The organism is Paenibacillus contaminans, from assembly GCF_003285015.1.
Lineage (GTDB): Bacteria > Bacillota > Bacilli > Paenibacillales > NBRC-103111 > Paenibacillus_V > Paenibacillus_V contaminans.
In genome coordinates this window covers 20,759-42,085 of sequence record NZ_QMFB01000006.1, presented here as the reverse complement: position 1 = coordinate 42,085, position 21,327 = coordinate 20,759, and the positions used below count along the sequence as shown (strand labels likewise).

Annotated in this window: 17 protein-coding genes and 3 riboswitches; of the genes, 1 reads left to right on the top strand and 16 read right to left on the bottom strand. The window is 52.4% G+C overall.

What is annotated here, in order from left to right:
* Window positions 1-80: 80 nt before the first annotated feature.
* The 6 genes from DQG23_RS12205 to DQG23_RS12180 all read right to left on the bottom strand — a co-directional run bounded on the left by DQG23_RS12205 (window position 81) and on the right by DQG23_RS12180 (window position 7,762).
* Window positions 81-2,414 (bottom strand): universal stress protein, encoded by a 2,334-nt coding sequence (locus DQG23_RS12205; RefSeq protein WP_113031129.1) that lies wholly within the window; start codon window positions 2,412-2,414, stop codon window positions 81-83.
* A 317-nt stretch (window positions 2,415-2,731) separates the two neighbouring features.
* Complete coding sequence (kdpC, locus tag DQG23_RS12200) at window positions 2,732-3,340, bottom strand: potassium-transporting ATPase subunit KdpC (RefSeq protein WP_113031128.1); 609 nt, start codon at window positions 3,338-3,340, stop codon at window positions 2,732-2,734.
* A gap of 26 nt (window positions 3,341-3,366) precedes the next feature.
* Entirely contained in the window at window positions 3,367-5,397 is a 2,031-nt protein-coding gene (gene kdpB, locus DQG23_RS12195; protein WP_113031127.1) for a potassium-transporting ATPase subunit KdpB, read from the bottom strand.
* Between the two features lie 20 nt (window positions 5,398-5,417).
* Window positions 5,418-7,097 (bottom strand): potassium-transporting ATPase subunit KdpA, encoded by a 1,680-nt coding sequence (gene kdpA / locus DQG23_RS12190; RefSeq protein ID WP_113031126.1) that lies wholly within the window; start codon window positions 7,095-7,097, stop codon window positions 5,418-5,420.
* A gap of 29 nt (window positions 7,098-7,126) precedes the next feature.
* Window positions 7,127-7,204 (bottom strand): K(+)-transporting ATPase subunit F, encoded by a 78-nt coding sequence (kdpF, locus tag DQG23_RS43745; RefSeq protein WP_113031378.1) that lies wholly within the window; start codon window positions 7,202-7,204, stop codon window positions 7,127-7,129.
* A 132-nt stretch (window positions 7,205-7,336) separates the two neighbouring features.
* A complete protein-coding gene (locus tag DQG23_RS12180) occupies window positions 7,337-7,762 on the bottom strand; it encodes a hypothetical protein (protein WP_113031125.1) in 426 nt (141 codons plus the stop codon).
* 156 nt (window positions 7,763-7,918) lie between these two features.
* Window positions 7,919-8,094: riboswitch (cyclic di-AMP (ydaO/yuaA leader) on the bottom strand.
* 135 nt (window positions 8,095-8,229) lie between these two features.
* Window positions 8,230-8,428: riboswitch (cyclic di-AMP (ydaO/yuaA leader) on the bottom strand.
* A gap of 334 nt (window positions 8,429-8,762) precedes the next feature.
* Window positions 8,763-8,932, top strand: a riboswitch (cyclic di-AMP (ydaO/yuaA leader).
* 136 nt (window positions 8,933-9,068) lie between these two features.
* Here DQG23_RS12180 and DQG23_RS12175 point away from each other — a divergent pair.
* Window positions 9,069-9,581, top strand: a complete 513-nt coding sequence (locus DQG23_RS12175) for a hypothetical protein (protein WP_113031124.1) — start codon at window positions 9,069-9,071, stop codon at window positions 9,579-9,581.
* Window positions 9,582-9,706: 125 nt separating this feature from the next.
* Here DQG23_RS12175 and DQG23_RS12170 read toward each other — a convergent pair whose 3' ends face one another.
* The 10 genes from DQG23_RS12170 to DQG23_RS12125 all read right to left on the bottom strand — a co-directional run bounded on the left by DQG23_RS12170 (window position 9,707) and on the right by DQG23_RS12125 (window position 21,308).
* Entirely contained in the window at window positions 9,707-11,917 is a 2,211-nt protein-coding gene (locus DQG23_RS12170) for a tail fiber domain-containing protein (protein ID WP_158560424.1), read from the bottom strand.
* An 812-nt stretch (window positions 11,918-12,729) separates the two neighbouring features.
* Window positions 12,730-13,380 (bottom strand): phage tail-collar fiber domain-containing protein, encoded by a 651-nt coding sequence (locus tag DQG23_RS12165; protein WP_113031122.1) that lies wholly within the window; start codon window positions 13,378-13,380, stop codon window positions 12,730-12,732.
* 35 nt (window positions 13,381-13,415) lie between these two features.
* A complete protein-coding gene (locus tag DQG23_RS12160; RefSeq protein WP_113031121.1) occupies window positions 13,416-13,793 on the bottom strand; it encodes a sensory rhodopsin transducer in 378 nt (125 codons plus the stop codon).
* Window positions 13,794-13,957: 164 nt separating this feature from the next.
* The gene (locus DQG23_RS12155) at window positions 13,958-14,983 is read right to left on the bottom strand and encodes a mannonate dehydratase (protein ID WP_113031120.1); all 1,026 of its coding nucleotides are present in this window, start codon (window positions 14,981-14,983) and stop codon (window positions 13,958-13,960) included.
* 27 nt (window positions 14,984-15,010) lie between these two features.
* Window positions 15,011-15,874 carry a phytanoyl-CoA dioxygenase family protein gene (locus DQG23_RS12150; protein WP_113031119.1) on the bottom strand — a complete coding sequence of 288 codons (864 nt, stop codon included), beginning with the start codon at window positions 15,872-15,874 and terminating at the stop codon, window positions 15,011-15,013.
* A 6-nt stretch (window positions 15,875-15,880) separates the two neighbouring features.
* Window positions 15,881-17,086: a M24 family metallopeptidase gene (locus DQG23_RS12145; protein WP_113031118.1), complete on the bottom strand. Its 1,206-nt coding sequence runs from the start codon at window positions 17,084-17,086 to the stop codon at window positions 15,881-15,883.
* A 57-nt stretch (window positions 17,087-17,143) separates the two neighbouring features.
* Window positions 17,144-18,622, bottom strand: a complete 1,479-nt coding sequence (locus DQG23_RS12140) for a hypothetical protein (protein ID WP_113031117.1) — start codon at window positions 18,620-18,622, stop codon at window positions 17,144-17,146.
* Entirely contained in the window at window positions 18,619-19,470 is an 852-nt protein-coding gene (locus DQG23_RS12135; RefSeq protein WP_113031116.1) for an amidohydrolase family protein, read from the bottom strand. Before DQG23_RS12135 ends, DQG23_RS12140 begins: the two co-directional genes overlap by 4 nt.
* The gene (locus tag DQG23_RS12130; RefSeq protein ID WP_113031115.1) at window positions 19,467-20,252 is read right to left on the bottom strand and encodes an amidohydrolase family protein; all 786 of its coding nucleotides are present in this window, start codon (window positions 20,250-20,252) and stop codon (window positions 19,467-19,469) included. Before DQG23_RS12130 ends, DQG23_RS12135 begins: the two co-directional genes overlap by 4 nt.
* Window positions 20,253-20,270: 18 nt before the next feature.
* The gene (locus DQG23_RS12125) at window positions 20,271-21,308 is read right to left on the bottom strand and encodes a phosphotriesterase family protein (protein ID WP_238177878.1); all 1,038 of its coding nucleotides are present in this window, start codon (window positions 21,306-21,308) and stop codon (window positions 20,271-20,273) included.
* Window positions 21,309-21,327 lie beyond the last annotated feature (19 nt).

Genomic DNA, 21,327 nt, shown 5'->3' with positions numbered 1-21,327 from the left:
CTTAATAGTAACTTTCAGTACCCCTAATTACAATTGGGAATTGACACTCCATCCATTTTATTGGTTCAACTTATAAAGAACTACATACTCCCCGAAACGATCGGGTCATAATCGGCGACAACCAAAACATCCATATGGCGGGTGGAGCGGAGCAGTTTTTTCACGATCGAGCCTTGCCGCAGCTCTTTCCAGAAGGATATCTTGGATTGGCCGATAATCATCTGCGTCGCACGGTATTCGTTTGCCTTCTGCACCAGCACTAGCGGCATTTCTCTTCGATGCTTCGTTGTCACGATTTCGAATTTGCCGCCCAATCGTTCGGTCAACGTGCGTAACGCTTCCAGCCGCTCATCCTTCTCGAAACCGTCAACGTTCTGCCCAAGCCGTACATACGTCACATACCAGACTGCCTTTAAACGGTGGGCGATGCGAAAGCCCCGGCGAATCAAACGCTCGGCATGCGGAGTGCGATTTACGCAAACGTAAATCACCTCTTTGCGCCGCCACGGCCCGCGGAGTGAGCTTGAGCGCTCCCAGGACTCCAGCCGCTCATCCACATCGTCCGCTATTTCCCGCAGCGCCAGCTCCCGAAGCGCGATCAGGTTCCCGGTTTTGAAAAAATGGTTAAGAGACTGCTGCACTTTATCCGCCGCGTATATTTTGCCGTCCCGCATTCGCTGCTGAAGCGTCTGCGGCGTGACATCGATCAACTGCACTTCATCGGCCAGCTTCAAAATATGATCGGGAACCGTTTCCCTGACCCGTACGCCCGTTATTTGCTCCACGGAATCGTTCAAGCTTTCCAGATGCTGCACATTAACCGTCGTAATAACGGAAATACCGGCGGCCAAAATTTCCAGCACATCCTCGTACCGCTTCTTATACTTGCTGCCCGGGACATTCGTGTGAGCAAGCTCGTCGACAAGCACGACTTCCGGATTTTTGCGCAGAATCGCTTCCGTATCCATCTCTTCCAGCCGCGTCCCCTTATATTCGATCGTTTTCCGCGGAAGAACGTCCAGAGCGCCGACTTGAACGAGCGTTTCTTTCCGGCCATGCGTTTCAAGCAACCCGACGCAGGCTTGAATGCCTTTCTTAAGCAGATCGTTGCCTTCCCGCAGCATCGCATACGTTTTACCGACTCCAGGTGCCGCACCGATATATACTTTGAAACGTCCCCGTTTCATTTGTTTGATTTTGTGCTCCAGTTCTTGCGAACTCAAACGCCGAAACAGCTCCGCTTCTTCTTCAGGCTTGGACATACGCGCCGGCAAAATGCGCTCCCCCTCATGCTCCGCACGATCCGCCACGATGAAAATATCGATGTTGCGCGTCTTTTTCAGCATGTCGTGAACGATCGAACCCTGCCAAAACTCCTGCCATTTCGTTTGCTTCGAATGTCCGAGCACGATGCGCGTAACGTTGTTTGCAAGCGCATATTGAACTAAAACGTCAGGCAGCGACCTTCTGGAAGGCAAAGGAAGCTCCTCGAATTCCGCGCCGATCCGTTCGACCAGCTTCAATAAGGAGCGTTTGAATGCGGCAGCTTCCTTGCTCAGCTCTTTGTCCGGGATCGTAAACGTTACGACAAGCAGCTCTCCGTTCAATCGCTTGGCGATTTGCTGTCCCCTGCGCACATAGATGGAGCCGTTCCAATGGTACTGCATCGAAACCAAAATACGCTCCGCCGCACCCGAGGGTCCGACCAGCCCCAATTGTTCCCGGTACCTTTCAAGCGATTCATTCACGCCTTCGGCCACCAAACGAAGAGACAGCTCGCGCATAACCGCCAAATTGCCGCGTTTGAGCATTTCGGCGCTTTGTCCCCGCAGGCTTCCTTCCGCAAAACGGTTCAGCATCGTCTCAGGAGTCACATCAACCAAAATGACCTCATCGGCAAGCTCCAGCGTGTTCGCGGGCACCGTATCGCAAACCTCGATGCCGGTCAGTTTTTTGGCGATCTCCCCTACATCTTCAAGCTCATAAACGTTTGCAGTCGTAATGACCCCGATTCCACGGCTAAGCAAAAATCGGATATCGTCAAGCCTTGTCGGGAAACGCGCCTCCTTCCGATTCCGGTGGGCAAGGCCGTCCACAAGCACGACCTCCGGATTTCGCGCGACTAAAGCGTCGATGTTCAAGTCCTTTTTTTCCGTATCGTCTTTAAACCAATGGATGCTCGGAATTCGTTCTAAGTCGCCGAGCTGCTCCATCGTTTCCGGACGCCGCATCGTAGAAACCGCACAGATGACGACATCGATCCCCTGCTGCTTTAAGGTTTGTCCTTCCCTGAGCATGTGATACGTTTTCCCCGACCCGCTTACGGCCCCGATATAAACTTTAAGTCTTCCGCTGTGCAGCTTATAGATGGACAAGAGCAGCTCTTCCGGCGTTTTCCTTCTGAACGTTTCCATACTGACCTCCTTTCTCTTATCGATTACGTTGCTCCGGCAAGCTTTATATGTTTATTAGTATGGCAAATCTTCTAGGGCGTGTCTGAATACTCCGAGGGGAACAGATTTTGCCGAATTTTCGTTCTAGGCAAGGCGCGTTTGGGAAGGCGTACCGGGGTACGGCAAGCAAACGGAACGAAGCATAGGGCGAAAAGGCGGTGAAAGATGACCCCGAGCGGGTTTTCAGACACGTCCTAAATAGTTGTATAGGGCGGATGGCGGCAAAAAGAAAAAGTCCGGATAAATCGGCTTTATCCTGACTTTTTCTCGTTATGGGATTATTTGTTCAAAAGCGCATCCAGCGCCAAGTTCAGCTTCAGCACATTAACGCGCGGCTCTCCGAACACACCCAGCTCGCGGGCTTCCGTATGCTCGTCGACAAGCTTCTCGAGCTGTGCGGCCTCCAGCCCCGTCAGCTTGCTGATCCTCGGCACCTGCACCTTGGCCGATTCCGGAGTGATATGCGGGTCCAGACCGGAGCCGGAGTTGGTGATCAAGTCGATCGGAAGCGAGCTTACCGGAACGTCCGGGTTATTTTGCTTCCATGCTTCGATCGATTCCTCCGTGCGCTTCAGCATATCCGGGTTGGAAGGCGCATAGTTGTTGCTCCCCGACGCTTCCGCTTTATAATCGATGCTCGATACGCGGCCTTGGAAGTGCTTGGGGTCGTCGAATTTTTGCCCGATCAGTTCGGAGCCTACGACTTCCCCTTCGCTATTTTCGATCATGCTGCCGTTCGCTTGCGACGGAAACAGCAGCTGCGCGGCACCGGTACATAGAAGCGGGTAGACAATTCCGCATAAAACGATAAATACGAAGCTGATTCTGATTACGATGCCGAGTGACAAACGGGCCGTTTCCGACCCTGCATTCGCCGGGTTGTTCATCCTTCTTCAACTCTCTTTCCCTATGGTCAAATCCATACATGCACGATCAGATCGATCAGCTTAATTCCGATAAACGGTACGATAACGCCGCCCAAACCGTAGATGAATAAGTTGCGCTGCAGCAATTTGGCCGAGCTCATCGGCTTGTAGGCCACGCCTTTCATGGCGAGCGGAATGAGCAGCGGGATAATGATCGCATTGAAAATTAAAGCCGATAAAATAGCCGATATCGGCGAGCCCAGGTTCATCACGTTTAAAGCTTCCATTTGCGGAATGGCGATCGTAAACATCGCCGGAATGATCGCGAAATATTTGGCGACGTCATTGGAGATACTGAACGTCGTTAAGGCGCCGCGGGTCATCAGCAGTTGCTTCCCGATGGCCACGACTTCGATGATTTTGGACGGATCGGAATCCAAATCGACCATATTGGCCGCTTCCTTCGCCGCCGTCGTACCGCTGTTCATCGCCAGCCCCACATCGGCCTGTGCCAGCGCAGGCGCATCGTTCGTTCCGTCCCCCGTCATCGCCACGAGTTTGCCTTCCGCTTGCTCCCGGCGGATGACTGCGATTTTGTCTTCCGGCTTGCTCTCCGCTATAAAATCGTCGACACCGGCTTCACGCGCGATCGTTGCAGCAGTCAGCGGATTGTCGCCGGTACACATGATCGTTTTGATGCCCATCTTTCGAAGCTGATCGAATCGTTCGCGCATCCCGGGTTTGACGGTATCTTTGAGATAAATCAAACCGAAGAGCTGCGCATCGACCGCAACGGCGAGCGGCGTTCCGCCTTCCCTCGCGATATCGTCGCTTTTGGCGCTCAAGTCGCCTGGAATGGCGCCGCCTTGCGCTTCTACCCATTTCCTTACGGCATCGACCGCGCCTTTGCGCACCTTGCGGCCGTCCTGCAAATCGATGCCGCTCATCCGGGTCTCCGCTTTGAATTCGATGAATTCCCCGCCTGCTGCGACGGTATCGTTATAGGAGAGCCCCTGCTTTTTCATAAATTCCAGTACCGATCGGCCTTCAGGCGTTTCATCCTTCACGGAGCTTATCGCAGCCCATTCCGCTAGAGCAGTCCCGCCGGCCGCTCCGACCGGAATCAGCGCGCTCGCCATCCGGTTGCCGAAGGTGATCGTTCCGGTTTTATCTAAAATCATCGTATTGATATCGCCCGACGCCTCAACCGCTTTGCCCGACATGGCAAGCACATTAAACTGCGTAACCCGGTCCATGCCGGCGATGCCGATAGCGGAAAGCAAACCGCCGATCGTTGTCGGGATTAAACAAACGAGCAAGGAAATAAGTACGGGAACGGTAAGCTCGATTTCCAAATAGTTTGCGATCGGCGCAAGCGTGATGACCACGATCAGGAAAATGATCGTCAAACTTGTAAGCAGCGTATTCAAGGCGATCTCGTTCGGCGTCTTCTGGCGCTTGGCCCCTTCTACCAGTGAAATCATGCGGTCGATAAACGATTCGCCCGGATCGTTCGTAATCCGAACGATGATTTTGTCGCTCACCACCCGGGTTCCGCCCGTTACGGAATTGAAATCGCCTCCGGCCTCCTTGATGACCGGCGCGGATTCACCGGTAATCGCGGACTCATCGACCGATGCGAGGCCTTCGATCACTTCGCCGTCGCCGGGAATCATTTCTCCTTGCGATACGGCCACAATGTCCCCCTTGCGCAGCTCCGTCGACGGAACAAGCTTGATGCCGCCGTTTACGACTTTGTTCGCAGTAATTTGCGTCTTTGACTTCTTCAAGGAATCCGCCTGCGCTTTGCCCCGCCCTTCGGCGAGCGCCTCTGCGAAATTGGCGAACAGAACGGTGAACAGAAGGATGAAAAATACCGTCAGATTGAATCCGATATCCTCTTCCGTACCGAAATATCCGGGGAAGATCGACATCAGAAGTACGATCAGCGTTCCGACTTCAACTACGAACATAACCGGATTTTTCATCATCGCGATCGGATTAAGCTTGATGAAGCTGTCCTTCACCGCATGTTTCACGATACTGCCGGTTAACAGCTTTTTTCTTTTCGCACTCATTTATGATGTACTCCCTTCTATTAACGGATTGTCAGATGTTCGGCTATTGGCCCCAACACAATCGCCGGCAAAAACGTCAGCGCGCCGATAATCAGCACGGTACCGACTAGTATTCCGACAAACAAACCGTTATCCGTGCGGAACGTGCCGACCGTTTCCGGAACGGGCTGCTTCCGCAGCAAGGAGCCGGCGACGGCAAGGAGCGCAAACATCGAAATATACCGGCCCAGCAGCATCACGAGCCCCGTCGAAATATTCCAGAACGGCGTGTTGTCGCCAAGGCCTTCGAAGCCGGAGCCGTTGTTCGCCGCGGACGACGTGTACTCATAGAGCACCTGCGAAATTCCGTGGAAGGACGGATTCGTAATTGCCGCTTTGCCAACCTCCGAAATCAGCGCAATCGCCGTCGGAGCCAAAATAATTAACGGATGCGCCAAAATCGCAATCGCAATCAGCTTCATCTCGCGGGCTTCGATCTTTTTGCCCAAAAATTCGGGCGTCCTGCCGACCATCAAACCTGCCAGGAAAACGGCCAAAATCGCATACATGAGCATGTTCACAAGCCCGACGCCTTTTCCCCCGAACACGCAGTTCAGCATCATCAGCGCAAGCGGCGTTATGCTGCCGAGCGGCGTCAGCGTATCATGCATATTGTTGACGGTGCCGGTCGTAGCCGCCGTAGTAACCGCCGTAAACAAGGCGGATTGCGGAATGCCGAAACGCACTTCTTTCCCTTCCATGCTGCCTTGGGAAGCGTCGATGCCGAGACGGTTCATCACCGGGTTGCCGTTCGATTCCGAGACATAAACAAGCGACAGGAACATGACGAACAAAATCATCATCGCCGAAAAAATGACCCAGCCCTGCTTGCGGTTTTTGGCAAACAGACCGAACGTATAAGGAAGCGCTGCGGCGAGCGACCACATGGACAAAATTTCAATAATATTGGTCAGCGCATTCGGATTTTCGAACGGATGAGCCGAATTGACTCCAAAAAAACCGCCGCCGTTCGTACCCAGATGCTTGATGGATTCCAGCGAAGCAACCGGTCCGATCGCTATGTTTTGCTCCTGCCCTTCCAGTCCCGTTACCGATATTGTCGGCTTGAGCGTTTGCGGCACCTGAAGCGCCACCAGAAGCAGCGTCACGATAATGGCCAGCGGGAAAAACACGCGGGTGTGAGCCTTTACGAAATCCTGGAAGAAGTTCCCCATCGTCCGGCCTTTGCTCGTAATCGCCCTGATGAACGCGATTGCCACACACAAGCCGGTCGCAGCCGAGGTGAACATCATCATCATGATAACGGCCATTTGGGAGAAGTAAGATAAGCCCGTCTCCCCGCTGTAGTGCTGCAGGTTCGTATTCGTCATGAAGCTGATGACGGTGTTGAACGAAAGCGTCTGCTCCATATTGCCGATATCGTTAGGATTAAGCGGCAAAAACTTCTGCAAACGTAAAATCAAGTATGAAACGGCCACCAGCACGACATTCGTTAACAAAAAGCTGAGCCCATACGTTTTCCAGGTCATTCCCTTCGCGTCTTTCAACCCGATCAGGGCGAAGATAGGCCTCTCCGCAAAGGCGAAAAATTTATCCGTACCGTTCGATTCATTCTTGAACACATGATATAGGTAAGTGCCTAACGGTTTAACGAGCAGCACTAAAAAAACAATAACGGCGGCAATTTGAATAATGCCCATGGTACGCAACGTCCTCCTTATTCAAGCCTTTAAAATTTTTCCGGGTTAATCAGCGCGTATATCAAGTAAAGAAAAATGAATACGGCAAAAGCATAAACGACGATCATGTTCGTTCGCCCCCTGTCTCATCGACGATTCGGCCGCACCAGAACAAGAAACCGGAAAACAGCGCATAAGTACCTGCAAGAATCAAAATCATATAAATGTCCGTCATGACGGTTTGCCCCCATTCCTTCCCATTATTTCGCTTCCCCTTGTTTCACCGGCGATTGGATCAAGAACGATACTTCATCGCCGTTCGTATGAATGACATAATCGGCACCGAGTCCTTTATAGACGATTCTCGGATTGCACGATTGCGTTATGACGTAGACCGGCTTTGACGTCCACGTTCGGCATATGCGAAGATATCGGCAGCATAAGGTAAAGCTTTTTTCAAACAAATAAATGTTGCCGATCGGGTAGTCCGGTATGTGCCACGTTTGTTCTTGCGTCGTATCGATCAAAATGATGTTTTTCACGCCAATTTCATGCAGGATTTCCAGCTCCCGCTTATTATTGACGATCGCCGCAAAAGGAATGCGCTGCAGCAACAGCAAACGAATGAATGAAAGGCCTGCTTGACTCGGTGCGGATACCAAAATATACTCCTTGGACATGTCCATCGATATGTTTCCTCCTGTGATTTTCCCGGATTTGTTCAAAAAGGCGACTTATTGAACAACCTCTATCAGGCATCAAAAAAGAAGCCTTCAGGAAGAGGTACTCTTCTCCGGCTTCTTCGGCACAGGATATAAACCGTGTCAAAGCACGAAAAATGTTGCCTCTCTCGGGTACGCTTACGAGGTTAGCTGACGGATTCGGGCGTGAGAGTCGCCCTACCCCGGCGTCCGTTTCCGGCGCCGGGGATTCACCCCAGGAAGAAGCGATCAAGAATCGCGTTCTTCGGTTGGTTCCCCCGTTCCTTTTCCATTCAAGGATTCAGCGATTGAAAACCTTTTTCAAAAATAGACAGCAGAAAATAACCACAGAGGTCTAAGCCCTGTGGTCGCAGCGAACGATCACAAGCTTCATCATCCTCTCTCCATGCAACGCCTTCAGTTAGAAATCAAGTGCGATTCCTATAACCAAATTAGCTGCGTCCCAACGCTTACGAGGTTAGCTGACGGATTCGGGCAGTGAGAGTCGCCCTATCCGAACCGAAAATCCATGGCTCTTCGATTCGGAATTCACCCCAAACGATGCAGCAACGGCTCTCACACCGCTTGCGCACCGCTTTATTGGTTCCCCCGTTTTCCTGGTCTGGCAAGGAAATTAAGCGATTCAGTAATGGGAAACTTCGTCATAATCATGAGTTGAATCATACGCTCGTTGCTTCGGTCTGTAAAGAATCGCCGCGATGCAAATCCGGCACTGCCAAGCATTGCAGACGGCTAAATTCATTTCGATCTCCGGATTCCTGCATGATACTCTCTATTTCTCGGCTTTTCTGCAAAATCAAGAAAATAGCAGCTAGCCGGAGCAAATAGATGGAAAATAAATGAAGCTTGCTTTTGAAATCGCTTTCTTATAGTAAAAACGCCAATAAATCACGTTTAACCCTCCGATTCGCGTTTTACATGATTTACGGAAACGTCGTATGATTCCAATCAATAACCCGATATTTCCGTATCTATGTTGAATTCCCGTGAGGGAAACGGGGGAACCATCCGGGCTCGTTCCTATATAGAATGGGTCCATGGGGTGAATCGCTTGCTTGCTTACGCCGGCAAGTGTAGGGCACTCTCAAGCCCGAATCCGACAGCTAACCTCGTAAACGCATTGAGAGAGAAACCTTTACCGGCGCCTCTGCACCCTAATCCGAACGTGCGGAAAAAGCCCGAGTGCAGCGTTTTCTCTGCTCTTTAGGGCTTTTTTTGCATGGACGGATTTGCGGGCTATCATTTCCAGCATATAAGGAGAGTGCCGACTATGGCATCGATTACAGAGTTTGCGCCCGGTTTGTACGACTTGACTCTCATGAACTGCAAAATCGATTCTATGGAGCTGTTTCGTTTTGACCGCGCCATCATGAAACATCCGGCTCCGCGCGCAGCTCCCAATGCGCAGTTGGGCGATAGGTGTTGGCAGTCAACCGCACACCCCGAGAAATGCGGCGAATTCTGCTGCGGGCTGTTCAAAATAACGAGCGGCGGCTATTGCGGTTGGGGGACGTTCGCCATGACTTATCCGCAAGGGCATTTCGACCTTGTGCGCTGGGCTTCCGTTTATATGCGGCTGAAAGGTCTTCCCGTGGCCGAAGCTCTGCAAATCGTCCAAACGGGAAGCGGCGCCTGGGGCGCGGAACGAAGAGGAACCGCGGAAGCTGCTTTGATTGATTTGGCTGACAAGCTCTTGCTGCAGTCATCCCAAGAAAATAAGAACGAACTTGCACGCCATCACGCTTATTTAATCGAAGTATCCGAATCTTATTTTTCATTCTAATGCGCACCATTACGCAGGCAGGCCGCTTGCTTCGTTCCTCACTTCATGACCATCGCCTGTCTCCAGCCGCTCCCGCTGCGCTGCCGCAGCGGGAGCGTATGTTTTCATACCGGACACGCCGTACCTTAAATCGCCGCCAAAATAAACATCGCCAGCTCGTCATACCGCACGCCATAACGGTTCCCTGCATGCAAGCGTCGATTCTTCTTCTCCGGCTCGATTTCGGTTCCGTTCTCGTCTTTCACGGCCGGTACGGTATCGAACGCGTCGTCCCATTCGTCATAACACAATAAGCCGTACTCAAACCCGTCTAATCCGTTCTTCTCGAAAATCTCCTTGACGGTTTGCGCGCCGACGCCAAAATGCCATCTCGCCTTTTCGCCTTTTTGGTTAATCGATTCCTTGAACTTGAACTTCCCGATATGTTTTTTAATCTCCAGCGCCGCTGCCCGCTCTTTGTCGGAAAGCTGCTCGATCGGCGTTTTTTCCCTTTCGTCCGACGTATTGATCGAACCGGTCATTGCATAAACCGTGTTGAATCTGCCGGCCGGCTGGCCGATATTTTGAACCCCGTCCAGCTGCGGGTTAAGCGCACCGTAAAAATAAACGCCCGCTTGATTATGCACCCCGCCAAGCAAAATTTGCCCCGGTCCCGCCACGACCCCGCGGCCGATCGCAATTCCGTCATCCCCCGTTGTCGCCGTAAATGCGCCTAAGCAAATGGAGCCCGTCGAATCCCCGTCCTGGTTACGCGTTTCCCCGAGTCCCGCCTCGTAGCCGACAAAAACGTTCAACTCCCCGTAATTCATCAGCGCACCGGCTTTGGCGCCTACGCCGACATTTTTGCCCGCAAGCGATTTATAGAGCGATTCATGCCCCATTGCCGTCGAAAATTCGGTGCCGCCGAAGAACAGCGACTTTTCACCGAAGGCGCAGTTGTAATTAAACGATTTGTTATTGGACAAACTTTCATTGCCGCCTCGTAACGCGTTAGCTCCTACGGCCGTATTTTGCCATCCGGTAACGTTATGATACATACTCTGCGTGCCGACAGCGGTGTTTAATTCCCCGCTTTTGTTGTACCTTAAAGCATCGGAAGCAAAGGCGCTGTTGCCGCTGCCGGTCTCATTGGCGCCCATCGTGTACGTGCCGAAAGCGCTGTTCGTAATACCGGATACATTGGCGTTAAGCGCATGCGGACCGAGGGCGCAGTTGTAATTGCCAGAAACGTTGGCTTCCAAGGTTTTGACACCGACTGCGACATTGGCAAATCCCCTCACATTGGAGGAAAGCACATCTACGCCGAACCCGATATTTTCGCTGCCTACCGTCTCTCCGGAGCCGAAAACATTTTTGCCGAAGCCTACGCTTCTCGTGCCGCCCTCCCTAAACAGAGGCTGTCCGCGAAGATCCAGCCCGTTGATATCGAGCCGTCTTATCGCTTTATCGGTATGTACGGCCCACTTATCCCCGATCGCGTGACCGGAAGCGGAGGTCCACTGCACGAAGAGTCCCGAGGAGCCAAGCGCTTGCGGTGTCGCTTTAATCGTCAAAGGCGTCGTAACAAGCGTATCGTCAGGCAAAATGACGGACTCGTCCGATATCCAAGTCGCGCCGTTGTCCGTAGACCATCGCCAGCTTGTATTCGATGAGGTGCCCACCTCGATCAAAAAAGTGATGTCGAAGCCTCCGGTAAAACCGCCGGTTATCAAAGCGTCATTTGCTCCCGTACCGGTAAATGTTTGAGCATATACGCCCGTGTAGTTGGTTAGACTGCCATTGCCGATAAACTGGGACTTAAGCTTATGTCCGGATAACGAGTATTTGTATGGTTTGGTCAGCATCACCAGGCCGCCGTCGGCCACATTGTCCGCTGCAATAATCGCCTGCGTATCGTCCGTCGTTCCGTCGCCCTTCGCTCCGAACCAATTGACATGGACAACCCCGTCGTAAATTCTTTTGAACCGCGCGCCTGAGGAGGAGACGAGAATCGTTCCCGTGTTATCGGCGGAAGCAGTATCAGACGGATCATAGTGAAATACGCCTTCCTGACCCAAATCGGCGACATAGTATAACGTGTCCGCATCCGGACTACTCATCGCACGCAGCTCCGCAATCGTTGTCGACACTACGAAATTCATGCTCATCAAATCTTTCACTTTCGTCTTCTTATCCGCAGAGTCGGCGAAAGCGGGCGAAACCGTTCCGTTAAGCACACCCATCGAAGCGATCGTAGCCCCCGCCATCCCTAACGAAGCCAGCAGCTTTCTTCTGCTGATAATGCCGTTTCCCTGCTTGGAGCTTTCCGGCTCAGCCTGTTTGTTTTCTTCCATCATCGATTTTGCCTCCTTATTAATTGGTATAGACGAATTAAGGATAAACGGCTTCGCCGTCCTAAACGCTTTCGAAGAAAGCGACTTCGTAAGCATACGCTTAAGGACAGGTGCATTTACCGGTAAAATATCAGGCTTAATTAATTGTGAAACATATAAATTGATATTTTAATAATATCCGGCGGCCTTTATTTTGGCGCTTCGCTGCGTAAGCCGCTTCTGCGAGAGCATTTTGCATTTCTATGGTTTACGTTCATAAGTAGGAGCGATGACTCGAGTTCTGAAGAGTTATTGAGGAAAAGGTACTTGTTAGGGAAACAAACGGTATTTGTTTTCGGCGATTACTCGTGTTCCGGCGGGTTTTGGGGGTTGATTGTGTAACGGATAGTCGTCGCCATCAATCCGAAAACTTCATAGTTTGGATGGATGCTCCACGCCGCTCACGACTTGTTTCGTAGAGATATAATAAGGAAAAGGTTACTGTTCATAAGGCAAACCTCACTATCAATCGCCAAAAACCTGCGTTTCGGAGGCATAATGAGGCAATGGTTATTATTAGTGAGGCAAACGAAATTGATAGTGTTGTTTGCCTCACTGTGGGGCGAGAACGAGCGTTTTACAGGTGGAATAGTGAGGACAGCCTCATTGATAATAAGTTTTTTTCCACTAGGCGCTCTCCAAGTTTGTCAATTACGATTTCCCTATGTGCCTGAGGTAAAGAAATTGAAAGTTACCTTCCCTTCATTAACAGGTGAGAGCAGGCGTTTAACGGTTAGATAGTGACGTTCGCCCCATTCTCTATGAAATCTTCTCCGCTAGATGCAGGATCTACTCGAGCCAGCGATTTCTCTCTCGCACTGCGTGCATTTTCCCGTACACGTCGAGGCTTTGCTTGAAAACGGTCGTCCGTTTGCGAACTCCTGTGGTGCAAACAGAGCCGCTTGGGCTGCCGTCTCTAATGGAAAACGGAAACGAACGGCGAAATTATCGCCTGCTCCAGCGTCGAGGTCAAGCCTGTCGATACCCTTGGCTTGTTTGGAAGCTATCAGGTCTCCTTCGGCATCATCGCGGCTCCGATCATCAACACCCTTGGCTTGTTCGGACACCCTCATGTCTCCTTCAGCAGCACTGCGGCTCCGATCTTCGATACCTTGGATGCGCTCGATGGCGATCATGTCTCCTTCGGCGTCGAATAAGGCTTGTTCTCGTGCCGCGAAGCTGAGCGAGCCGGGCGGTATCGCAGCTTCAAATATCAAGACACCGGGTGATTGCGGATCGCGGATCGGCGGCGATGCCGCTCCCCGCCACTTTTCGTTCGCCAATGCCGTCATGGTCGGCATAAGCGCTGGATTGGCTTCCGCCCCACCGTCGCCGAGCGCCAATTGCGTGATGAAAAGCGGCTTTTGCAGGGTGGCTCGTGCCAGCTTATCAAGGCCAATGCTTGTTATAATAGCGCCTGGGTGCATACGGCACTCTCCGATCTCCGATGGAGGTTCTCTCTTTATTCCGAATATCCGATCAAGCCGATATACGCCAAATTCGGCTGGGCGATGTCCATGCGGCCGTATTGGACGATCACTTCAACATTGCTGCGGAATCTTAACGCATACTGCTGCTGCCGTTCCAGCCGAACCCCGCCGATCTCGTCGGGATGGTCCATACGAATGCACTTCACCCTTCGGGCATCGACAAACAGGGTAATATCCAAATCCGGCTCCCGGTTCTCGTAATAGATGTCCATCCAAATACTTGCAGCCTCATCCTGACAATTCAGTATCATAATCGCTTCATGGCCTTCGAACTCGTTTACGTCGACCTTTCCTTTATACGGCAAGTATCCGTCGACGATGTACCAGCTTTTGGCCCCTTGTTTATTCATGAAAACCTCCCTGTCTCCTAGCTACTGACACTCTCTTGTCTCAGTCCCTGTCTTTTGACTTCTGACCTGTCTCCTGTCTCAGTCCCTGTCTTTTGACTTCCGACCTGTCCCTGCCTCAGTCCCCGTCTTATGACTTGCGGCCTGTCCCCAGTGTTATCACTCCCCTATCCATGCTCGGCTGCTGCGATCAAGCCCTGGATGTAGCCGATCGCATGCGCCCGCGCGCGATGTCCCCAAGGCGTGTCGCCGGCAATTTCCGGAACATGATCGTCCAAAATGAATCCGTCAAACCCCGTGCTTTTCAGCAGCCGGATCATTTCCGCCGGATTGTAATTCCCCTCGCCCAGAAAACACTCGTCGAAGCGCGGAACCGTTCCCTGTACATCCCGGAAATGAACGTAAACGATTTTCCCTCGTGGTCCGAAAAAGGAAACGAGCTCTTTAACATTGTCCGCCCCGCCCTCCATGGACGAGCAGCTGCCGAAGCATAGATCGAGCCCCCAGGCATCGCTGTCCGCAATGTTCATCGCTCTGACGAAGCTCTCCTTATTTCGGAATAAACGGGCGACGCCGCCGAGCATGTTCACGGGCGGATCGTCCGGGTGCAGCGCCAGCTTCACGCCCTCTTCTTCGGCAACCGGAATGACCGCTTTCATAAAATACTCGTAATTTTGCCACATCCGCTCTTCCGTTATGATCTCGTCGGGTCCCGTTTCGATCAAGCTTCTTAGCCCCGCATTTCCTTCTGCTACGGCATTGCCTGCTGCGGAACGGGGAGTATCCGGAGCAACCCGTGACAGATCGAACGAGGAAACCATGGCTCCTCCGCGCCCCGGTGTTGCGAATGAAGTGCGCCAGACCCCATTCGGCATAAAATGATAGCCCAGAACGGGTATGCCCGCTCGCCCCATATTTCGGATCGTCGTCCGGTAATGCTCGATTTGTTCGTCGCGGCCTTCGATACCAAGTATCGCTTTATGATAAAAAGACAACGGCACGTTCTCCAAAACTTCCAGCTTCATGCCGTATCGCTCAACCGCCCGTTTCAGTACGAGCAAATCTTCAAGCTCCCAATGCCGTTCCCCGGGGAGACGAGGGGTGTTCAGCTGCACCCCCGTCACGCCCAACTGGCGGCCGAACGTCAATGTGGCATCGTCCAGCTCGTTAAATTGCCCGATGGCCAAACGCATCCGAACTCCCCCGTTCTTTTATGAAAATCACCAAGGATCGACCCCAAGCAGCTTCCGGCCTAGCGGCGTCAATTGCACCGGCCCGTCATGGTCGTTTTTCTCCCAATAGCGGGGATCGACCTGATTGCCGGCTCTTCCCTGGTGGTTTCGTACGCTCTCGATATACATTTCGGTTTCTTCTTGTGTCAGCTTATCTTCGGGAAACATAAGCACATATTGGGCGAAACGCGGCTTATCCGATAAATTGTCTCCGCTACCGTGAGCCAACATAACGTCCCAAATGAGCAGGTCGCCGGCCTCCCCCGGAATCGGCTCGACTTCGTAACCGGTCAAATCGGGCTGACGCGGATCGCGGCCTTCAGGCTGCGCCTTCAAATACTCTTCCATGTTGCGGTAAATGCTCGGCACGCATTGAAACCCGCCTTGATTGGCCGCCGTATCCGCCAAATAAACGACTCCTTGCAAGGGACGCGGCTGCTCGAGCGGGAATTGAAGATCGGTCGTATCTTCATCCCAATGAATGAAATTCGCGCTCAAGCCGGGATGATCCGCGCGTTTAGGGGGCTTCATGCTGACCCGGTCCAAGCTGACCCGAAGCTTTTTCTCGCCTATAAGCTCTGAGAAAGCTTCATACACATTCGGATGCTGGCGAATATCCCACATGGCCTGATGATTGTAGAGAGGAAGCATCCCAGCCGCTTGGCCTTCCCAGAACGTATCCATCCCTTTGGCCGGCGTGTACCAGCCTTCCGGATCGTCGGGGCTTTTGCCCATAAAATCCCAAATTACTTGAACCAGTCTGTCGCAATACGATTTGGGAACCGCATTTTTAATCAGCACGTACCCGTTTGTTTGGAAAAATTCTTTCATTTCCTTCGTAAAGATCGACATGGTGCTTCACCCTTTCGCCGGTACGGTAATCGTTCCGTATCGTTTCCAATTTTCGCTTAATGTTCTTACTAATGCCGACATCGATTCGTATCCTTCTTCCGTCACGAGCAGACTTTCCTCTATCCGGTTGGAGCCATGCGGATGACCGAATAAACTGACGTCCATATTCACGGTCATCCCGGCTTCGAAACGGACAGTCGAGCCGGCGTCGGGATAAGGCGATTCGGCTTCCGCCAACCCGCAGCCGTGCAGCGGCGGGTATAAATCGAACCGGGTCACATCCTTCGCCGTAAAGTAACTTTTTACCGCTCTTACCAGCTCCCCCTGTTCGGCACCCGCTCTCAGCTTCGACAACGCGGCTTCCTCCGCCTCGACAAGCAGCGAAATAAAGGCGCGCTGCTCATCGCTTATCCGGCCTGCGACGAAAGGAAATCCGACCGTAGCCACATAACCTTCCACCTGCACGGCAAGCGCCGCTAAAATCATATCGCCGTCCTTAATCTCCTTGCGTGAAGCTCTCCCGATAATCGTGTCGACGCGTTCCCCGCTAGTGACCAGACAAAATGGCACGTTTTCGGCTCCTAGTCTCACGCATTCTCCATAGGCGAGCGAAGCCAGCTCCAGCTCGGTCATGCCCGGCCGGACGCGTTCGACCATCAGCCTGTAGCCCGCATCGGCTATTTTCGCCGCTTCCTGCAAACAAGCAATTTCCTTCGACGATTTCGTCATTCTTAATTGGAACAGCAGCTCCCCTGCATCGGCGATTTCCGCGCCTTCCCAGCTGTCTGCGATTTTCGCAAGCAAAGCTGCGGGCATGGCATCCATGCCGGCTACGCCTATTCTGCTTATCGTGCCGCGCGCTTGGAGTTCACGGCTAATCGCCTTCAAGCTCGTATAATGCGCCATGGGATATTCGATCTGATCGGGTACGGTTACGCACGCAAACTCGGGAATGAGCCTGACGTCCCGCCATGCGCTCATCTCGCGGCAAAACATCTCCCCTTCAGGTGCGGCGACGACGATCGGTTCCCCCTCCAGAGGCACGATAACGGCGCCCCTTTCGAATAAAGGCCAGTAATTGCTTAAGTAACGCAGATTTTCCTTCCTGTATTCATCTCCATAAATCAAGCATGCATCGATGCCCCGTTCCTTCATTAAAACTTTCAGGTTCTCCGCCCTAGCGGCGAACTCCGCCTTCGGAATCTGCAACATATCGCATCGCCTCCTCTAGTAAACTATGAACGATCCAACATCACCTCCTTGAACATGCTAATCGATCACTTTGCGAATCCCCATAAAATCGGCGATATATCCGAGCTCTTCCGTCTGGTCGCCATAGGAAATGATGCAATGATGCGCGAAGCCTTCTTTAATCAAATCTTTGAGAAAAAGCTTGATCGGCTTCGCGAACCGGATGACGGCCGTAATTTCTTCGCACGGAATGTTCGCCGGAATATGCAGCGCATCTCCTTTGAGGATGAGCATTTTGTAGCCTTCTGCATCCATAATGAGATGGGTAACGGTGACCGTTCCCGGCTTCAGCGTATATTCGAAACCGAAGCCTTGCCCTTGCAGTCCCCACTGTTCGGGAGAACGGTTTACCTTCACCGAATTTCTGTCCGTCGCATAATCCGTATTCGCATAACCGTGATGTACCATCAAAATGGCGTTCAAGTCCTCGTCGTACTCTCCCCATTCGGCAAAAGCCGGAGTAAGACCGGTCAGCCTGTTCAAGATGCACATCATGATCAAGCCGTGAATATCCCCCTCGGTATTGACGACATACTTGCCCTCTTCATGCAAAAGGGTGTTGGCCAAATACGCCGTCGAACCCGTCTTTTCCTCGGTATAATGCTGACCGAGCAGCGTAACGGCATCCAGCCGGAATCTTTCGATCGTGGTTCTAAGCGCTTTATAAAATCTGGCCGAGCGGCGAATGTCCTCTTCACCGAGATCGACGATGTCGAAGCGGCGCTTCGTCTCCGCGACGACGTCCCGGATTTCCTCATCGCCGGCTTTGCCGAATTGCTCGAGCAGATGCTCCACTTGAATGGCGATCACATTCGGACCGAGCGTACCCTTGATCATCGTTTTGTCGTATTCGAAATCATACATCCCGCGAAACACATGACCGATTACGCCGATGTTCATCCGCTTCAGGCTCAAATACGTCTTGTATGCTGACGCATATTTGCGTATTTCCTCGTAAGCCGCTTCTTCCTCCAGTGTCCCGACCACCACCTTCAGCTGTTTGTACCACCCCATCTTGCGGAAGGTAGCCGCCAGCTGCAAATTGGCGATCAGACCGCTGTTGCGGATAATGTGCTCGTAATTGCCGTCCAGGCTGATCGTCCGGTTTTGCTGTACGTTGAACATCACGACCGGAATATGGCTCAGATGCGACAATGCCTGAATCGCCATATAATCCGGGCAATACGTTCCCGCCACATACACGATCAGATCGACCCGCTCTGCCGCAAGTTTGCGGCCGGCTTCCTCCGCCGTGTCGAGCGTATGCGTGAGTCCCGGCCAAATAACGCTGCCGAAGCGGCGCGCAAGATTGTCATAAACTACCGTCATATCCTTCTTGACATTGTCCAGCAGCGTCTCCGGGAACATCCGCCAATATTCGAAAAATCCGACCGTCAGCAAACCGACGCGCAATTCCTTCGTTTCCGCACGTTCGGATAACAAGTCGCCGTATACGTTCCCTTTAGCCACCTCGAACGATTCGATCATTTCCTTCATGCTCCGCTATTCTTCCTTCCTCTTGTTGATTTCGCTTTATCGGGCAATAAACGCATGGCATTATGATGAATGATGTTGCGCATATCCGAATCCCCGATGCCGGAGAACAAAATGCTGCCCAAACAATAGTGCGGATCGTACCACGGGAAGTCCGTTCCGAAGAGCACCTTCTCCGAGGAAGCCCGCTCCACCATTTTTTTGACCATGCCGCTTAATCGGTGCGTATCGCAAAGCTCCAAATAAACATTGGGGAGAACGCGCGCGATTTCGATCGCATAGTCGCATTCGCCGGGAGCCGAATGACCGAGCAAAAACGTGATGTTCTTATAAGTTTTGGCCAGCTTCTCCACCATCTGCGGCGGATTATAAGGACTATGCCCCCATGTATGGGATAGCAGAAGCAGTCCGCGGTCATTCGCGAATTCATAAAACTTGCGGTACTTCTCGCCATCCAGCGGATATTTATGATAGTCCGGCAAAAATTTAAACCCGACATAACCGCTTACACCGTCGTACGCTTCCAGATCCCGCTCCCAATCATGATCGTAATGCGGATTGACGACATAGTAGCCGTAGATGCGATCCGGATATCGTTTCATCGCTTCGAGAATCTCCGAATTGCCGCCTATCGGATCGAACAATGCGCTGTGCGGAGCCGATATGATCCATGCGATATTTTCCCTGTCCATCGTTTGCAGCATCGTCTCGAGCTCAGCCTCCGGCAGATGCGTTCCGTAAAACGGCCCCATATGCGTATGCATATCGATGATCGGGAGGCTCGATAATTTCCCAGTCTCCATAAACTCTTGGGCCAGCTGCGACTTATTCGCCATCGCGTATGTCTTCATAAGATCACCTCGCCCAGTATTCGCTCGATATTGTTGTGCGCAATATTTTCGAGGTGCTCCCGTGCAATTCCGGAGCCGAACAAGGTCGCAAGAGGACCGCCCATGTTGTTGCTTGGAAAGTCCGAGCCGAACAGGATGCGTTCCGAGCCGAATTTGCCGCAAATTTCTTTGATTTCTCCGGCTGTCTGCATATCTCCGCTCTCGATGTACACGTTTTTGTACGTTTGCAGCAGCGGGTAAGTAAACCGGGAATGGCTCCAAAGACCGTAGTTGTACAAGATCACCGTCAATGCCGGGAATTCCTTGAGGACGTCGTATATGCCTTGCCAGCCTTCGCAGGGCGACAGGAAAAGCGGGATTCGGGACGCCGCCATTTCGCCGAGCAAATCTCCCATCGTAACAGCATGAAGAAAATAACGGTTGCGTTCGGGATAAGCCCTCAGCATACTGACCCGGTTCGCCTTCATCCGCGGAAAAAGCTGAGCCGGCGAATAGCCGTTGTCGGTAATCGGCGGCAGGATCGTCCAGGTAGGAATCAGCCGATCCGGCGCCTTGACGACCTCCGCCAGAATGCTCCGGTTCCCGTAGCCGGGGTCGACGTCCGCCATCGCATTGTGGCTCACCACCGCTCTGTCGATTCCGCAAAAATCAAGCTGCTCCAAAAGCTCCTCCGCATCGCGGGCTTGTTTTACTTTCTCCCTTACCCAGAAATTTTCGTGATTGACGATTTCATAATTGATCGTTTTATAACCGATCGCGCAGCTGCAGTCGATCACTTTCATAAGCACACCTCATTACGGTTAGTCGCAGGCATTGTCGAGGAATGCCGCAGGATTATCGCACATCAGGGCTCTGATGTCTTCGGCGGAGATGCCCTCGTCTTCCATCATCGGGACGATATTGGTCAGCATATGGTCATAACCCCATCCGCCGTACCGATGCAAACAAGTCTTCAAACAGACGTCGTTAGAAACCAAAATTTGCGAAAGAAACCCGCAGCCGATCTGCTCCTTGATCGCCCTGACCCGCTCGATATCCCGGGCGAACAGCCCTTGCAAAACGCTCCTATGACGCTTGTCGGCATAAAACTCCTTGCCGAAATTATCGAACTCGATATAGACGCCTTGATTCAGCAAAGCCTTCAAATAATCCATCCGGATATCGACGTCGATATGATTGATGCATATTTTATTCGCCGCCGCACCATTTTCGGTGAGGATCCGCACCACCTCAAGTCCGGTCGTGCCCCATAAAGACGTATGCACGTGGAGGCCAAGCCCAGTTTCCTGTTGAACGATGGCTGCCGCGATCAATGCCTTTTTCTCGTTCGGATAGATGACCTCGCTCGTCCCGATTTCGCCGATCACGCCCGCTCTTACGTTCGTCCCATCGATCCCGAAACGGATTTCCCGGCGAAGCTCGTCGGCGATCTGATCGATCGTCTTCGAATCCATGTCCGGCGGATGAGAAGCGTTGATGTAATAGCCGCAGCCGGCGATAATGTTGATCCCGACCTCTCTCGATACACTGGCCAGCAAAGCCGGATCGCGGCCGATGCTCCGCAGCGTCAAATCGACGAACGTATTGCCGCCGGCCCGCTTGAATGCCAGCAGCTCGTCCTTGATGACCTCCTCGTCGTCCAGCACTGCATTATCCAGCACGGCATACGGATTACGGCGCAGATGTCCCGAATTGGCGAGCGTTACTTTTTGCTGAGCCATCGCTTTGGCCGAAATGGTATGTGCCGCAGGCACAAGGTCGCGCAAATCGATAAAGGCATGCTCGTGCGGCAAAATCCAGCCTAAGCTGCTCGTTTCAACCTTGCCTGTTACAGTCATGACAGACAATGCAAACCGC

Excerpts from the sequence above, each read along its gene's own strand:
- DQG23_RS12135 (WP_113031116.1), bottom strand. The coding sequence starts at position 19,470 with ATGAAGACATACGCGATGGCGAATAAGTCGCAGCTGGCCCAAGAGTTT.
- kdpA (WP_113031126.1), bottom strand. The coding sequence starts at position 7,097 with ATGGGCATTATTCAAATTGCCGCCGTTATTGTTTTTTTAGTGCTGCTC.
- DQG23_RS12165 (WP_113031122.1), bottom strand. The coding sequence starts at position 13,380 with ATGCACCCAGGCGCTATTATAACAAGCATTGGCCTTGATAAGCTGGCA.
- DQG23_RS12130 (WP_113031115.1), bottom strand. The coding sequence starts at position 20,252 with ATGAAAGTGATCGACTGCAGCTGCGCGATCGGTTATAAAACGATCAAT.
- kdpC (WP_113031128.1), bottom strand. The coding sequence starts at position 3,340 with ATGAACAACCCGGCGAATGCAGGGTCGGAAACGGCCCGTTTGTCACTC.
- DQG23_RS12205 (WP_113031129.1), bottom strand. The coding sequence starts at position 2,414 with ATGGAAACGTTCAGAAGGAAAACGCCGGAAGAGCTGCTCTTGTCCATC.
- DQG23_RS12175 (WP_113031124.1), top strand. The coding sequence starts at position 9,069 with ATGGCATCGATTACAGAGTTTGCGCCCGGTTTGTACGACTTGACTCTC.
- DQG23_RS12140 (WP_113031117.1), bottom strand. The coding sequence starts at position 18,622 with ATGAAGGAAATGATCGAATCGTTCGAGGTGGCTAAAGGGAACGTATAC.
- DQG23_RS12180 (WP_113031125.1), bottom strand. The coding sequence starts at position 7,762 with ATGGACATGTCCAAGGAGTATATTTTGGTATCCGCACCGAGTCAAGCA.
- kdpB (WP_113031127.1), bottom strand. The coding sequence starts at position 5,397 with ATGAGTGCGAAAAGAAAAAAGCTGTTAACCGGCAGTATCGTGAAACAT.
- kdpF (WP_113031378.1), bottom strand. The coding sequence starts at position 7,204 with ATGATCGTCGTTTATGCTTTTGCCGTATTCATTTTTCTTTACTTGATA.
- DQG23_RS12170 (WP_158560424.1), bottom strand. The coding sequence starts at position 11,917 with ATGATGGAAGAAAACAAACAGGCTGAGCCGGAAAGCTCCAAGCAGGGA.
- DQG23_RS12155 (WP_113031120.1), bottom strand. The coding sequence starts at position 14,983 with ATGCGTTTGGCCATCGGGCAATTTAACGAGCTGGACGATGCCACATTG.
- DQG23_RS12150 (WP_113031119.1), bottom strand. The coding sequence starts at position 15,874 with ATGTCGATCTTTACGAAGGAAATGAAAGAATTTTTCCAAACAAACGGG.
- DQG23_RS12145 (WP_113031118.1), bottom strand. The coding sequence starts at position 17,086 with ATGTTGCAGATTCCGAAGGCGGAGTTCGCCGCTAGGGCGGAGAACCTG.
- DQG23_RS12125 (WP_238177878.1), bottom strand. The coding sequence starts at position 21,308 with ATGACTGTAACAGGCAAGGTTGAAACGAGCAGCTTAGGCTGGATTTTG.
- DQG23_RS12160 (WP_113031121.1), bottom strand. The coding sequence starts at position 13,793 with ATGAATAAACAAGGGGCCAAAAGCTGGTACATCGTCGACGGATACTTG.